Source organism: Massilia sp. W12 (assembly GCF_037300705.1).
Lineage (GTDB): Bacteria > Pseudomonadota > Gammaproteobacteria > Burkholderiales > Burkholderiaceae_D > JACPVY01.
Map to the genome: position 1 here is coordinate 5,705,506 of NZ_CP147776.1, position 14,347 is coordinate 5,719,852.

Annotated in this window: 12 protein-coding genes; 7 read left to right on the forward strand and 5 right to left on the reverse strand. The window is 58.6% G+C overall.

What is annotated here, in order from left to right:
• The first annotated feature begins 235 nt into the window (after positions 1-235).
• The 6 genes from V8J88_RS23480 to V8J88_RS23505 are packed head-to-tail and all read left to right on the forward strand — an operon-like array spanning position 236 to position 5,864.
• On the forward strand, positions 236-1,405 hold the full coding sequence (locus tag V8J88_RS23480; protein WP_338846716.1) for an ABC transporter substrate-binding protein: 1,170 nt from the start codon (positions 236-238) through the stop codon (positions 1,403-1,405).
• A gap of 14 nt (positions 1,406-1,419) precedes the next feature.
• Positions 1,420-2,304: a branched-chain amino acid ABC transporter permease gene (locus V8J88_RS23485; RefSeq protein WP_338846719.1), complete on the forward strand. Its 885-nt coding sequence runs from the start codon at positions 1,420-1,422 to the stop codon at positions 2,302-2,304.
• Positions 2,301-3,347, forward strand: a complete 1,047-nt coding sequence (locus V8J88_RS23490; RefSeq protein WP_338846720.1) for a branched-chain amino acid ABC transporter permease — start codon at positions 2,301-2,303, stop codon at positions 3,345-3,347. Before V8J88_RS23485 ends, V8J88_RS23490 begins: the two co-directional genes overlap by 4 nt.
• Positions 3,344-4,093: an ABC transporter ATP-binding protein gene (locus V8J88_RS23495; RefSeq protein WP_338846722.1), complete on the forward strand. Its 750-nt coding sequence runs from the start codon at positions 3,344-3,346 to the stop codon at positions 4,091-4,093. Before V8J88_RS23490 ends, V8J88_RS23495 begins: the two co-directional genes overlap by 4 nt.
• Entirely contained in the window at positions 4,090-4,800 is a 711-nt protein-coding gene (locus tag V8J88_RS23500) for an ABC transporter ATP-binding protein (RefSeq protein ID WP_338846723.1), read from the forward strand. Before V8J88_RS23495 ends, V8J88_RS23500 begins: the two co-directional genes overlap by 4 nt.
• Positions 4,801-4,808: 8 nt before the next feature.
• On the forward strand, positions 4,809-5,864 hold the full coding sequence (locus V8J88_RS23505; protein WP_338846724.1) for a phenylacetaldoxime dehydratase family protein: 1,056 nt from the start codon (positions 4,809-4,811) through the stop codon (positions 5,862-5,864).
• 49 nt (positions 5,865-5,913) lie between these two features.
• On the opposite strand, the gene V8J88_RS23510 is transcribed toward V8J88_RS23505, so the two are convergent.
• Positions 5,914-6,510 (reverse strand): hypoxanthine-guanine phosphoribosyltransferase, encoded by a 597-nt coding sequence (locus tag V8J88_RS23510; protein WP_338846725.1) that lies wholly within the window; start codon positions 6,508-6,510, stop codon positions 5,914-5,916.
• A 178-nt stretch (positions 6,511-6,688) separates the two neighbouring features.
• Between V8J88_RS23510 and V8J88_RS23515 the strand changes: the two genes are divergently transcribed.
• Positions 6,689-7,462 carry a tetratricopeptide repeat protein gene (locus V8J88_RS23515; RefSeq protein WP_338846726.1) on the forward strand — a complete coding sequence of 258 codons (774 nt, stop codon included), beginning with the start codon at positions 6,689-6,691 and terminating at the stop codon, positions 7,460-7,462.
• Positions 7,463-7,469: 7 nt separating this feature from the next.
• On the opposite strand, the gene V8J88_RS23520 is transcribed toward V8J88_RS23515, so the two are convergent.
• The 4 genes from V8J88_RS23520 to V8J88_RS23535 form a co-directional block, all read right to left on the reverse strand.
• On the reverse strand, positions 7,470-7,964 hold the full coding sequence (locus V8J88_RS23520) for a YbaK/EbsC family protein (RefSeq protein WP_338846727.1): 495 nt from the start codon (positions 7,962-7,964) through the stop codon (positions 7,470-7,472).
• 9 nt (positions 7,965-7,973) lie between these two features.
• A complete protein-coding gene (locus V8J88_RS23525) occupies positions 7,974-8,456 on the reverse strand; it encodes a hypothetical protein (RefSeq protein WP_338846728.1) in 483 nt (160 codons plus the stop codon).
• 162 nt (positions 8,457-8,618) lie between these two features.
• On the reverse strand, positions 8,619-11,450 hold the full coding sequence (locus V8J88_RS23530) for an ATP-binding protein (RefSeq protein WP_338846729.1): 2,832 nt from the start codon (positions 11,448-11,450) through the stop codon (positions 8,619-8,621).
• Complete coding sequence (locus V8J88_RS23535) at positions 11,447-14,290, reverse strand: ATP-binding protein (RefSeq protein ID WP_338846730.1); 2,844 nt, start codon at positions 14,288-14,290, stop codon at positions 11,447-11,449. The genes V8J88_RS23530 and V8J88_RS23535 overlap by 4 nt, the downstream gene beginning before the upstream one ends.
• Between the last annotated feature and the right edge of the window lie 57 nt (positions 14,291-14,347).

Here is a 14,347-nt window from a genome sequence, read left to right on the forward strand (position 1 = left end):
TTCAATATAGGTGTGCGATGCATGCGCTTATACGGCCTAGATGCTGCTGTTCGGCGTAGCTGTTCAGATCTGTTTTTCTGCGCAGAAAAGCATTGATCGGCCACTGGCTGCATATTGGCTGAGCGGTTTCAGCTTTTTTCCTTACTTGAAGTATGGAGGTTAAGCGATGAATTCCAGCGACCACAATCCACCCTATGCAGCCCGGCGCAGGTTGCTGCATTTCGTTTCCGGCCTGATGGCTGCGTTATCACTGGCTCCGGCAGTGGCGCAGGAAAAAATCCGCATCGGCGTCCCTTTGCCGCTTTCCGGCACCTCAGCGCAGTTTTGCGAACCCATGCTCAAAGGCGTGCAAATGTACGCCGAAGAATTGAACGCCAAAGGCGGTTTGCTGGGGAAAAAAATTGAGATCGTCGCGCGCGACTCCAAAGCCAAACCGGAGGAAGCCGTGCGTGTGGCGCGCGAATTGATCGTGCGTGAACGTGTCAATTTCCTGGTCGGCACCTTTACTTCAGCTGAAGGCCCGGCAGTATCCGAAATTGCGAAAGAAAACAAAACAGTGTTGATGGCGCTGGGGCCGAAAACAGACCGCCTGACCGCACCTGAAGCTTTGCATCCCTACGTCTTCCGCGTTTCCGCGAATACCACCACTGAAGGACGCGCTGCGGCCGCCCTGATGGCGCGTTGGAAAGTGACGCGTGTGGCTACTATTGCGCCTGATTTTGCGTATGGTCAGGATGGGGTCAAAGTGTTTGTCGCGCATCTGAAAAAGCTGCGTCCCGATATCCAGATCGTGGATCAGCAATGGCCCAAGATCACGGAAAGCGACTACACCCCCTTTATCACCGCGCAAAAAGCGGCCAAGCCGGAGGCGGTGTTTTCGATTATTTGCTGCGGCCAGTTCACTCCTTTCGCAAAACAGGCAAATGGCCTGGGTTACTTCAAGGCGCTCAATAACAATTTTATTGCTGTCGCTGAAGGTGGCTCGATTGAAAGCTTGCGTTCGCTGGGAGCCGAATATCCAGTCGGCATCTGGGGCAACTCATACGATGCCTTCAATTACAAGCCGCAAGATCCTGCAGTGGCCAAGGCGCACAGCGATTTCCTGGCCAAGGTGCGCACCTTCACCAAGGAGCAGTACCCTGCCTCCTGGGTGGTGTCAGGTTATCTCGGCATGCAATATCTGAGCGAGGCAGTGAAAAAAGCCAATTCGCTGGATTCAAGCAAAGTTTCGGCTGCGCTCAAAGGATTGACCTTGGATACGCCGATGGGCAAGCTGACGATGCGCGCCAAAGATCAGCAATTGACCAGGGGTATGGTATGGGGACAGGCAAAAATAGTGAAAGATGTCCCATTCCCGGTACTCGATCCGATTGAATATATTGATGCTGCACCACTGATGGATTGAAACGGGAGCGTGACATGGATGCCGCGCTCTTGATCAACCAGACTTTCAGTGGCTTGTCCACTGCCATGCTGTCTTTTATAGCGGCTGCCGGCTTGTCTTTGGTGTTTGGCGTGATGCGTTTGCTGAATTTTGCGCATGGCTCAATGTTCATGGCTGGCGCCTATCTGGCATGGCAGTATTCGACTTGGTTAGGGGGCGGCGAAGGCGCATTCTGGCTTGCAGTGTTATTGTCCGCACTGACAGTTGGCGTGATTGCCGCCGTCATTGAAGTGCTGTTTTTCAAGCGCTTGTATGGGCAGCCGGAATTGATTCAGTTGTTATTCACATATGCTCTGGTCTTAATTACCGGCGATGTGGTCAAATTCATCTGGGGGTCGCAGCAACTGAGTTTGGCCCGTCCGCCGTCGCTGGCGGATTCCCTCAGCATAGGCTCTGTCACACTGCCGCATTACAATTTATTTTTATTGTTGGCGGGCTTGTTGGTGGCAGGCGGCTTGTGGTGGTTGATGCAGCGTACCCGTGTCGGCATGGTGGTGCGCGCATCATCGCAAGACCGTGAAATGATGAGTTTGCTTGGTTCACGCGTGCAGCTGGTGTTTTTATCAGTTTTCAGCGGCAGTGCAGTTTTGGCTGGACTGGCAGGCGCCTTGATTGCGCCTACCACAGCCATCGTGCCCGGTATGGACACTGAAATCATTATTCCCTTATTCATTATTGTTGTGATTGGCGGCTTGGGATCGATCTGGGGCGCCTTTCTTGGTTCGGTGATTTATGGCGTTACGCTGTCCTTTGGCATCTTGCTTGCGCCGCGCTTTTCGCTGTTTGCAGTGGCCAGCCTGATGGTGGTGATCTTGATAATCCGGCCACAGGGTTTGGCCGGGGAGGCCGCGACACGATGAAACGCATATTCAACACAGCGGCAGTATGGCAACTGCCGCTTTTTCTGTTATTGATTTTATTGCCGTTGCAAGCCAGTCCTGCCTGGCTGTTTTTTGCGACTGACGCCTTGATTGCCGCCTTACTTGCAATCAGCTTGAATTTGCTGGTTGGCTATGGCGGCATGGTCTCATTCGGACATGCCGCCTATTACGGCGTGGGGGCATATGCCTGCGCCCTGCTGATGAAAAGCCTGGGCTGGCCGCTGCCGCTGGCTTTACTGGGCGGGGTGGCGCTGTCGGTGATGATTGCTGCATTTGCCGGCTTCTTTTGTGTGCGTTTGACCGCTGTCTATTTTTCTATGTTAACCCTGGCCTTTTCTCAAATTGTCTGGGCGGTGTGTTTTCGCTGGAATGAAGTGACAGGCGGCGATCAAGGCTTATCGGGCGTGCCGATGCCCGATTTCAGCTGGATCAAGCAAGTGGCGGGGCAACCGGATTTCGATGATGGCAAATTGTTCTATTGGCTCGCTTTGGTGATTGTCGCGCTATGTACGGGTTTGGCTTGGATGTTGGTGCATTCTCCATTTGGCCGGGTCTTGATTGCCACCCGCGAAAATCCGCAGCGCTGTACTTTCATCGGACTGAATGTGCGACATATTCAACTGGCCGCTTTTTGTATTGCGGCGGCCCTGGCTGCTGTGGCGGGCGGCTTGTTTGGCGTCTTCAATCGCGGCGTTTATCCCGACTTCGTGGTCTATTCAAAAGGCGCTGAAATCCTGATCATGGTGCTGCTTGGCGGCAGCCGCAGCTTTTGGGGGCCTGCGCTGGGGGCGGTCGCGCTTTTGCTGTTGCATCAGGAGTCGCCGCGCATTCTGGAGTATGTGCTGGAAAAGAGTGCGGCGCTGGGTGTCAAAATTGATTTGGGCAGCGCCTCTGCATCGGAGTATTGGGGCATTGTGCTGGGTTTGGTGGTCGCCAGTTTGACGCTCATGTTTCCGGCCGGCATCAGTGGTTTGCTGAATTGGTTGCGTGCGCGTTTTAAGCCCGGCGGAGGCGCAGCATGAGCGCCATCTTGCAGGTGGAAAATCTGTCGGTTTCCTTTGCCGGTTTTCAGGCAATCCGGGATGTTTCTTTCACCATGGATCAAGGCGCGATTTATTCTGTGATCGGGCCGAATGGGGCTGGCAAGTCAACCTTGTTTAACTTGATAACCGGCTTGAACAAGCCGGATCAAGGCCGCGTGTTATATATGGGGAAAGATATTGGCGGCGTGACGCCGGAGCGTCGCTGTCACATGGGGATGGGGCGCAGTTTTCAGCGCAGCAATATCTTTTCAGCGCTTAGTGTGTTTGAAAATGTGCAGACTGCGATTGTGGCGCGCCAGCGGGAAAATTGGCGCATGTTTTTTCCATTGGGCCAGCGCCACCGGGAAGAGGCGGAAAAGATTTTACGCGAAGTCGGCTTGGCCGAAAAAATTGATCATCCTGTCACTGCGCTTTCCCATGGCGACTGCCGGCAGCTCGAATTGGCGCTTGCGCTTGCCTTAAAGCCTCAATTATTGCTGCTTGACGAGCCGACCGCCGGCATGTCGGTGGTGGAAACGCGGCGTTGCGTTGAATTGTTGCAAAACATCGTCAGTGTGTTTGGCGTCAAACTGCTGTTGACAGAGCATGATATGAGCGTGGTGTTTGCAATATCCGACCGTATCATGGTTTTATCTCAGGGACAGAATATCGCCTTTGGCACGCCTGATGAAATCCGTAACAGCAGCGTGGTGCGCAGCACTTATCTGGGACATGGGCCGCTATGAGTACACCGCTTTGCCAATTGCAGGATGTGAGCGCAGGCTACGGTTTATCCAGCGTATTGTTTGGCGTTTCGCTGGAAATCCAGGCCGGGGAGTGCGTGGGTTTGCTGGGGCGCAATGGCGTTGGCAAAACCACCACCATGCGCGTGATCTGCGGTTTGAATCGGGCTGAATCCGGCCGCGTGCTGTATCAAGGACAGGAAATCAGCAAATTGCAGCCGGATCAGCGCGCCCGTCTTGGCATAGGGCTGGTGCCGGAAGACCGCCGCATTTTCTCTGATTTGACGGTGCTGGAAAACCTCAAAGTCGCCGAGCGCGCCGGCCCTGCTGGCAAAGATTGGAATGTGGAGCGGGTGTTTGAATTATTTCCCGACTTGAAACCGCATGCGGCGCGACGCGGCGGTTATTTGTCCGGCGGCCAGCAGCAGATGCTGACCATAGGCCGCACCCTGGTCAGCAATCCCCGCCTTTTACTATTGGATGAACCTTCCGAGGGGTTAGCTCCGATCATTGTGGAAAATCTGCGTGCGCAGATTGCCCGCTTAAAGCAAAGCGGCTTAACGATTTTGCTGGCTGAGCAAAGCATCCATTTTTCACTCGCGTTGTCAGATCGCATTTATGTGCTGGAAAAAGGACAAGTGCGGTTTAGCGGTACGCCGGCGGAATTTTCAGCCAATCCCGAAATTCAGGAAAAATACCTGTTCGTCTAGGAGGCGCTATGAGCGCACTGTATCCGCAGCGGGTTTTGCCGATGCGCAAACCGGAGGGCCATGTGCCGCCGGTGCAGCGCTGGAGCGCAGTGTTCGGCGCGCATATCCCGCATTACCGCGTGGCCTATTACGGCGTGCAGAGCTGGGATGAACATGACATCGCCGCATCCGCCTTCATGCGCTGGATTGAGCGCGCCGCCAACGGCCCGAACCGCCCCGGCGCATGCGACCATCTGCGCTATGTTGACCATAACGGCTTCATCAACCATGTGTATGTCGGCTACTGGACAGACGAGGCGCGTTTTGCACGCTGGCGCAGCGATCAGCACTACCAGCAGTTTTGGCAGGATCCGGCGCGCCTGCATGACGCCTGCGGTGTTTGGCGCGAAGAAATGCTGACCCCGATCGCGCGCCAGGAAACTGTGTTTTTCCTCGACTTTATCGCCGGCGTCGGGCGGCTGGAATGCGCCACGCTGGAAAAAACCTTCGAGACCGGATATTTCGGCTCAATGCGCGACCGCATTCCACAAGCCGCGCATGATTTGCTGGCTTCACCCAAAGGGACGCAACTGCCCGCGCCGCAAGAGCGCGTCAGCCAGTATGCGCGCTGGCAGGTATTCGTGCCGGAAAACCTGGCGGTCATCCGTTCCGGCCAATACTGGGGCCGCTGTCAGAGTGAGCAATTACAAGACTATCAGCAGAATTTAAAACCTGCGCTGGACGCCGGCATGCAGTTTTTACAGGACCAGGCGCAAGACAGCGGTTGCTGCACCATGCGCTATATGCGCCATTGTGAATATGATGGACGGGAATTGCCGGAAACCTCGGTGCAGGCTTACTTTCTCAGTCTGGCGCATTTGGAAGCCTGGTCAGAACATCATCCGACCCACCATTCGATTTATGGTCAGGCCATGGCGGCAGCCATGAAATACCAGGACAAGCGCGAATTCCGCACCTGGCACGAAGTGTTTGTGCTGCCGGGCGACAGCCAGTTTTTTGAATATTGCAACTGTCATCAGGGCACGGGTTTATTGCCCTGGTTTGATGCTTTGCAGACGGGTTGAACAGACCTTGCGCGGCGCCATGCGCTGCGCAAGCGGCGAATGGCCCGTCTTAGCCCGGCAGCGGCAAGTCTTGCAAGGCTTCCGGTTTGACTGCCCAGATGCCGGGCAGATTGCGCAGATAGCCGAAGGCGTCCATGCCAAAGCCGACCACAAACTTATCCGGCACGCTCAAGCCGACATAATCGGCATATACCGGCTTGGCGCGGCCATGGGCTTTATCGGCGAAAACCGCCAACAACACTTCGGCCGCGCCTTTTTCCAGTAAATGGTGTTTCACTTCGGCCAGGGTGGCGCCTTCATCCAGAATATCGTCCAGCACGATTACGCTGCGGCCCTTGACTTCAGCGCGCGGCGTGACTTTCCAGCGCAATTTGCCTCCCTCGGTCGCATCGCCGTAACGGCTGACGTGCATATAATCGAATTCGAGCGGGAATTCGAGCAGGGGCAGCAATTGCCCGGCAAACACGACTGCGCCGCCCATCACCCCCAGCACCAGGGGAAATTGTTCGCCGCCGGCGGCAAAGCGCTGGTTCAGCGCATCCGCCATCGCGTGCACCGCCTGCTGCACACTGTGTTCGTCATGAATTTGTTCCGCGCTGGCCAGTAATGCTTGCGCGCGTTGGTAGTGAGAAGCCTGAATGCTCATGGAATCGGGGCCATGGACTGGCCGTTGTATTTGTCAGGGTGAGTATGATTACACAAATTGGCCTTTCTGCAATAGAGATTGCGCTCTTGTGGCTGCGCGCTTTGTGTGGCGCCGACTTTCGCCCAAGTATCATAAGCAGTAAAATTGCAGGCTTGTGTTGACTATTTTTGGAGCGGGCATGCCGTTTCTTATGCTGATGATAGATCTGGCCCTGGCTTCGTATTGCGCAGTGCACGCATTACGCAATCGCCAGCCTATGTATTGGGTGTTTGTTTTGTTTGGACTTCCTTTTATTGGCAGCCTGCTGTATTTTTTGGTGGTTTTGCTGCCCGGTTCGCGTTTGCAGCACAAGGCTGGCAAAGTGGCGCAGGAAATGGCGCGGCGTTCGGATCCGGGGCGCGCGGTGCGTGAAGCGCAAGCGGCGTTTGACTATGCGCCGACCGCGCAAAACCAGATGCGGCTGGCGCAAGCGTTGCTGGAGCAGGGCGATACAGAGGCGGCGATCCGTCATTATGAGCAGTGCCTGAACGGGCCTTACAGCGATGATCTGGAAATCCGTTTAGGCGCGGCGCGCGCCAATTTGCAAGGCGGGCACGCCGGGGCCGCACTGGCGCATTTGCAATTTATCCGGAATAAAGATCCCAAATTCCGCAGCGAGGAATGCGGTTTGCTGTTGGCGCGCGCCTACAGTGAAAATGGCGAAGCCTTGCAGGCGCAAGCCGAGTTTGAAGCCACCCTGGCGCGGCATGGCAGCTTTAATTGTCTGGGCGAATTTTTGATTTGGGCCTTGCAGCGCGGCAATCTGGCATTGATTGAGCGCTTGCAGGCAGAAGTTGAACAAGCCAGCAGTCAATGGAGTGGCTATCAGCGTCAGATGCATGCGCCCTTGCTGGCGCGTTTGCAGGCAGCCGAAGATGGTTACCGCGCACAGCGCGCCGCCAGCTTAGCCTGAGCGCGCTTCAGACTTGCGCCACATCCACCAGCTCAGCCCCTGTCATGTGTTGCAATTGCTGTGGACTGGCCGCAAACACCGCGTGCGGATGACCGGCGGCGGCCCACACTTCTTGCCACACCAGCAAGGAGCGGTCGAGCAGGATGATGGCTGGCTGCGGATGGCCGAGCGGGCAGACGCCGCCGATTGCATATCCGGTTTTTTCGCGCACAAAGGCGGCGTCCGCGCGCCCGATCGGGCCGCAATGGCTGGCCACCTTGTTTTCATCGATGCGCACGGCGCCTGAGGCCAGCACCAGCACTGCGCAATCATCTTGCTGACGGCGGAAAATAATCGACTTGGCGATGGCGCCCACGGCACAACCCAATGCCGCCGCCGCTTCGGCGGAGGTGCGGCCACTGGCCGGCAGCATCCGCACCGGCTGCGGATGGCCCAGCGTTTGCAATACATCCGCCACGCGTTGCGCGCTGGCCGGCAGAGAGCTTGCTTCAGGATTGTTCATGGTTTCACCTTATTGCGGGGCGGATGCGTCGAGCGTGTCGAGACAGGCGCAGATCGCCGCCGCACTTAAAAACATCATGCCGGCATAAGCCCGGTTGCTGTGCCCGGCCAGATGCGCTTGCAGCAGATTGCAGCACAAGGCGAGCAAGCCGCCTTGCCTGCTTTGCATGCAGTTTTGCAGCAAACCGCCCAGATCGCCATCTTCCATGCATTGCTCGCTCAGGCGCGCCTGTTGTTCCATCAAGGCGCTGATCGGCAACGGCGGCCAGTGCTGGCCGCTGGCGCGCATGGCCAGATGCACCAACAAAGCCAGCCGCCCCATGATGGCGGCGCAGGCCGGCGGCATGCCATCCAGCTCGCCCAGGCGGGCAAACACCAGCAGCATGGGTTGTTCCTGTTCCAGTTCTTGTAACATCTGCAGCAATTGCGCATCGTCCGCGCTTTGCAGTTGCTCGTAAGCCGTATCCAAATTGTTTTGACTGATGATATGCATAATCCCAGGCTGTGACTATTCAGGGGCGTCTCTGTTTCAGTGGTGTTGAACGACTGCCGCCCCTCTTGCTGATCGCCCGCTCCAATTCCTTTGTTGATTCCGCGCTATCGGACGCCGGCTTAGCGTTGCCTGCCAACCCGCCTGCACTGGCGGCGCCCGGCTTTAATTTTCTGCCGCCACAAACAGCGGTAATTCCAGAATGAAGCGGGCGCCGCGCCCGACTTCACTTTCGACCCGGATTTTACCTTGCAGGATCTGGGTCGCCAGGTTGTAGCAGATGCTCATGCCCAGGCCCGAACCGCCTTGCCCCATCTTGGTGGTGAAAAAAGGATCGAAAATGCGTTTCAAATGCCCGGGCGGAATGCCCACGCCATCATCTTCAAACACAATTTCCACCCAATCCTGTTGCCTTTGCTGGCAGCGCTGCGCGCGCAACAGCATATTGCCGCCGCTGCGCCCATCGTCAAACGCGTGCAGCAAGGCGTTGTTCACCAGATTGTTGATGATCTGGCCATAGGGGCCGGGATAGCTGGTGAGTTCGATATCATCCGGCATCTCCAGCTGGATCTGGCGCCCGGCGTGGCGGATCTGGCTGGCCAGGGTGGCCAGAATGTCGCGGCTGGTTTGCAGCAGATTGAAGACCCGCCTTTGCGCCGTGCTGCGGTCGAGCGCCACTTGTTTAAAGCTGTTGATCAATTCGGTGGCGGAACTTAAACCGCGCATGATCACGGCGGTGGCTTCGCCATGTTCCGCCAGAAATGTGTCGAGATCGGCGCGGCGGATGCCGGGCGCGTCCATCTGTCCCAGCATGTTTTGATTCATCCCCTGCAGCGCGCTGGTGATCATGAGGCAATTGCCGAGCGGGGTGTTGAGTTCATGCGCCACCCCGGCCACCAGACTGCCGAGCGCCGCCAGCTTTTCCTGATTCACCAAATGTTCGCGCGCATCGTGCAGCTGGCGGTAGGCGTTTGCATTGTCCAAGGCAATCGAGGCATATGCGCACAGGGTGCGGAAGACCAGCCGTTCACGCTCGCCAAACGCATGGCGGCGCAGCGCTTGTACGCAGCACAGCCCGAATACGCGTTCGCCGACCGCCAGCGGCGCCAGCAGCGCGCTGCCGGGTTGCACATGGCGCGCCAGCAAATCGGCGGCGCGGTCTTGCAGGACTTCGGCGCGATGCTGCAGGCAATGCAGCATATCAGGCTCCAATTGATTGAGCGGACGGCGCAACCCGGCTTGCCGTTCACCCTGCTCCAAGGCAAACATTAATTGCACATGCTGGCCGTCGGCGTCTTTCAGCCACAGGCTGAAGCTGTGCGGATTGAGCAAGTCTTGCACATGGCGCGCCAGCGCTTCATACAGCACATCCAATTCGAGTTTGGACGCCAGTTCGCCGCCGATCTGGCACAGGCGCTCCAGGGTGTCGCTGGTTTGCTGCAGCACGGCGGCGCGCTTGGCCTCGGTCAGCGCGAGGCGGCGGTGATGCTCGCTTTCCGCCATTGCGCTGGCGGTCTGATGCTGTACGCGCATGGCCACGGCGCGGTTGGTGACTTCCTGCCGGTGCGCTTTGTCGCGGTCTTGGTTGGCCTGGCAAATGGTCTGGTAGGCGCGCAGATATTGGCCACGGCGCGCATATTCCTGCGCCAGCGCTTGCGGCAAACTGTCGCCGACCAGGTAGCCGGCGATGCCATGCGCCAGATTTTGCGCCTGTTCCAGATAATGCAGGCTGAGGTCATTCTGGCCGACTCCGGCGGGGCCGGCCAGGCGGTGGGTGGCGTGGATTTGCGCCAGCACTTTGAGCGCGGCGATTTCGCTGTACGCGTCCTGGCGTTGCAGCGCCAATTGCTGCGCCCGCAAAGCGCTTTGCAAGGCGGCCGGCGCCTGTCCCAGCGCCAGCAAGGCTTGCGCAATGCCGCGCTCCGCCACTTGCACCAGATCCTGGTGTCCCAGGGTTTGCGCCCGTTCGCGCGCGCGCTGGAAAAAGTCGAGCGCGCCCGCCGGGTCGCCACGGTCTTGCGCCAATTCGCCCTGGTAAGTCAGGGCCAGCGCATAATTGCGTGAATCCGGGGTGCGCGCCAGACCCAGTTCAGCCTCATCCAGCAATGGCGCAGCGGGATCGAGGTGTCCCTGGTGTCGCATGGTTTCGGCGGTTTGCAGCAAGCCGAGCGAAATAAAGGTGGGCCAGCGGTTGCGGCGCGCATGTTCGAGCGCGCTTTCAATCCATTCCATCGCCGCATGGTGTTCATTCAAGCTGTTGAACGCCACCCCGACATTGCTGGCGGAACTGATGGCGATGCGGTGTTGGCCGCTGCGCATCGCCAGATCATGCGCGCTGATCCAATGTGAAATCGAGGCCGCCAGATCGCTTTTCAGACCACGGCAATAGCCGTAGAAATGATGAATTGCGGCGGCGGCGATCGGGCCGGCCTGCTCCACCCGCAAAATGTGCTGCCAGCGTTCCAGCGCGGCGTCAGGGTCGCGCAGGGCGTCGGCGATGCCGAGCGCGGCTTGCGCCAATTGCAGACGCACCGGATCCTGCGCCGATTCAGCTTGCGCAATCGCCTGCTGCAATAATTCTTCGTTTTGACGCGCGTCGCCGGCGTCGGTGGCCAGCAGAGCCAGGGTGCGCAAGACATCGCTGCAGCCGGCGTGCAATTGAATCGCATCAAAATCCTGCAGCGCCAGGCGCAGCAATTGCCGGCTTTCTGCCGCTTCGCCGAGCAAAAAGCGCGCTTCGCCGCGCAACGCCGCCAGCCAGGCGCGCAGCGCCACTTGTTGCGTGAGTTGCGGCTGGGCGGAAAAATTGGCGTCTTGCGGCAGGTGGCGATTCAGCAATTGTTCCGCCTGGCTGGCCAGTTGCAGCGCTTGCAGCGAATCACGTTGCCGCAAGTGCCAGGCCACTTCCACCAGCAAGGGCAGGCGCTCATCCGGGTTGACGCCCAGCAACTGGGCTTGCAGCGCGCTGAAGTCTTCATTGTGAATAAACACTTTCATCGCGCATGCTCCTGCGCTTGCCCGGACACATCGCGCGCCAGCGTGATGCTGAACGCGCACCCCTTGCCGGGACTGCTGCTGACGCTGATGCCGCCGCCCAGCAGCGAGCTGATGATGGTGTGGCAGATATGCAGCCCAAGGCCGCAGCCTGTCTGTCCCGCATGTTGGGAGTTGCCGCTGCCGGTGCTGTAAAACGCTTCAAACACATGCGGCAGCACGGTGGGTGAAATGCCGCGCCCATTGTCAGAAAACACCAGGCGCACCATATGCTCATTGATTTCCTCAACCGCCAGCCGCATCACGCCGCCGCCATGTTCATCCAGGCCATGCGCGATGGCGTTATGAATCAAATGTGCAATCACCTGGCCGAGCGGGCCGGGATAACTGTCCATCCAGATATGCGGCGGGATCTCGATCTCAATCTGGTGCCCGGCGATGCGGATCTGATTCATCATGGTCGCCACGGTTTCCTGGCAGGTCTGGCGCAAATCAAAGCGGCGCTGTTGCGCGCTGGCGCGATCCACCGCCACTTGTTTGAAACTGGCCACCAGTCCGGCGGCGGCGCTCAGACCGCGCAGCAGAATATCGCCGGCTTGCGCCGTATCTTGCAAAAATTGCTGCAAATCCTGGCGCTGCAATTGGCTGGCGTCGATTTTTTGCTGCAGGCGGTAAGCCTTGTCTTGCAGCGCGCTGGTGATCATCAGGCAATTGCCGATCGGGGTGTTCAATTCATGCGCCACGCCCGCCACCAAGCCCCCCAGCGCCGCCAGTTTTTCTTGCGCCACCAGGGCTTGTTGCGCATGCTGCAGCTGGCGGTAAGTGAGCGCATTGTCGAGCGCAATCGCGCCGAATGCGCACAGGGTGCGGAAGATCAGGCGCTCATGGTCGCCAAAGGCGTTGACCAGCAGCGATTGCACGCTCATCACGCCCAACACGCGTTCGCCCAGCATCAGCGGCGCGAATAAAGAGGTTTGCGTCAGCAGGCTGCCGGGAATATGGTTGGGCGGGTTTTCCACGCCGCTCCAGTCGCGCAGGATTTCGCACTTTTCGCGTGCGCAGCGTGCTGAATCGGCTTGCGGATCATCCAGCGGAATATCGCGCGCCGGCATATTCCTGCCCTCTTCATACAGCAGGGCGCGGGTCAGCACGCGCCGCTCGGCGTCCAGTAAAAAGATCAGCAGGGCATGCGGCTCAAGCGAGGCTTGCACATGTTGCGCCAGGCTGGTCAAGACATCTTCAAATTCAAGCTGGGAGGTGATGTCCTGGCCGATGTCGCATAGCCGGCTTAAGGTTGCGCTGGTTTGTTGCAGTACTTGGGCGCGGCGCGCTTCCGCTTCCGCCAACTGCGCCTGCTGCGCACGCAAAGCCATGGCGCGTTCGGTTTGCAATTGCACTTGCAAGGCGATGGCGCGCTTGGTCGCCTCATTGCTTTGGGTTTTATCGCGCGCCTTGCAGGCCGCCAGCGCGCTTTGCCAGGCTCTTTGTTCATCGCCGGCGCGCAACCAGGCTTCGCCCATGGCGTCGTACACATCGCTGGAAATGGTGTAGCCGGCGATGCTTTCGCCCAGGCGGCAGGCTTGCTGCAGATAATGCAGGCTGGCGTTAGGCGCCGCCATGCCGGACGGGGCTGGCAGCTCATGCCGCGCGTGGATATCGGCCAGCACTTTGAGCACGTCGATTTCGCGGTTGGCGTCGTGGGTTTGCTGCGCCAGTTGCAGCGCTTCGTGCGCGCTCGACAAGGCCAGTTGCGGTTGGCCCAGCGCCATCAAGGCATGCGCCCGCCCGCGCCGCGCCGCGATTTGCAAATCGGTATGGCGCAAAATGTCCGAGCGCTGCAGCAATTCATTAAAACTGTCCAGCGCGTTTTCAAACTCCTTGCGATCCAGGGCCAGATCCGCCAGATAGGCGAAGCCGCTCGCATACACCCGGGTGGCGGAGGATTTGCTTTGGATTTTCAGCGCCTCATGCAGCATTTCGCTGGCCATTTCCAGCCGTCCCAGGCGGCGCAGCGTTTCGCCGCATTGGCACATGGCCAACCCGACCGCTGACGGCCAGCCGCGCGGGCGCGCCAGATCCAGGCCGCGTTGCATCCACTCCAGCGCGGCTTGATGTTCATTCAGATAATTGAAAGAGTCGCCGATGTTGCAGGCGGTGATGATGGCCTGGCGGATCTGTCCCGCACCGACGGCGGCATGATACGACTTGATCCAATTGGTAATCGCTTGCGTATAGTCGCCGCTCAGGGAAGCGTGAAACGCCGGCACATGGTAGGCCAGGGCTTGCACCGGCAGCGGCAAATGGCTCAGATCCTGTGGGAAACGGCGTTGCCAGCGCTGCATCGCGCTGTTTTTGTCTTGCAGCATCAGCCACACCACTTGCACGTTTTCGCACACATCCGCGCGCACCGGATCGGGAATGGTGAGCGCGATTTTCTGCGCCTCCTCACGCCATTCCCAGCGTTCTTTGATGCGGCCTGCGTCATTCGCCAGCATGCTGTGCATAATCGCGGCGTCGCAGATGCCGGCGGCATCCTGAATGCCATTGAAGATTGTCCAGGCGCGCTGCGCCAATTGTTCCGCACTTTCCGGTTCGCCGCGCAAATGATGGATTTCCGCTTGCGTCAAGGCGATTCTGGCTTGCGCTTGCTGGCGCAACGCCGGCTCGGGAAGATGCGGCGCCCATTGCTGCACCAGTTTGCAGAAGTCGAGCGCGCGCGTGCAGTCGCGTTGGCGCAAATGCCAAGCCAGCTGCAAACGCAGCGCCGCCAATTCCGCGCCGGCAGCGCGCGGCAGCGCAGCTTCCAGCCGGGCGACTTCGTGATCCGTGACAAACAACTCCATGCAGGGCGCTTCCAGTACCCGGGCGTTCCGGTGTGATCTTGTGTGAATCCGGCTAGG

Bases quoted from the DNA above. Each gene is read 5' to 3' on its own strand.
- V8J88_RS23485 (WP_338846719.1), top strand. From the start codon at position 1,420: ATGGATGCCGCGCTCTTGATCAACCAGACTTTCAGTGGCTTGTCCACT.
- V8J88_RS23515 (WP_338846726.1), top strand. From the start codon at position 6,689: ATGCCGTTTCTTATGCTGATGATAGATCTGGCCCTGGCTTCGTATTGC.
- V8J88_RS23510 (WP_338846725.1), bottom strand. From the start codon at position 6,510: ATGAGCATTCAGGCTTCTCACTACCAACGCGCGCAAGCATTACTGGCC.
- V8J88_RS23480 (WP_338846716.1), top strand. From the start codon at position 236: ATGGCTGCGTTATCACTGGCTCCGGCAGTGGCGCAGGAAAAAATCCGC.
- V8J88_RS23535 (WP_338846730.1), bottom strand. From the start codon at position 14,290: ATGGAGTTGTTTGTCACGGATCACGAAGTCGCCCGGCTGGAAGCTGCG.
- V8J88_RS23530 (WP_338846729.1), bottom strand. From the start codon at position 11,450: ATGAAAGTGTTTATTCACAATGAAGACTTCAGCGCGCTGCAAGCCCAG.
- V8J88_RS23490 (WP_338846720.1), top strand. From the start codon at position 2,301: ATGAAACGCATATTCAACACAGCGGCAGTATGGCAACTGCCGCTTTTT.
- V8J88_RS23500 (WP_338846723.1), top strand. From the start codon at position 4,090: ATGAGTACACCGCTTTGCCAATTGCAGGATGTGAGCGCAGGCTACGGT.
- V8J88_RS23505 (WP_338846724.1), top strand. From the start codon at position 4,809: ATGAGCGCACTGTATCCGCAGCGGGTTTTGCCGATGCGCAAACCGGAG.
- V8J88_RS23520 (WP_338846727.1), bottom strand. From the start codon at position 7,964: ATGAACAATCCTGAAGCAAGCTCTCTGCCGGCCAGCGCGCAACGCGTG.
- V8J88_RS23495 (WP_338846722.1), top strand. From the start codon at position 3,344: ATGAGCGCCATCTTGCAGGTGGAAAATCTGTCGGTTTCCTTTGCCGGT.
- V8J88_RS23525 (WP_338846728.1), bottom strand. From the start codon at position 8,456: ATGCATATCATCAGTCAAAACAATTTGGATACGGCTTACGAGCAACTG.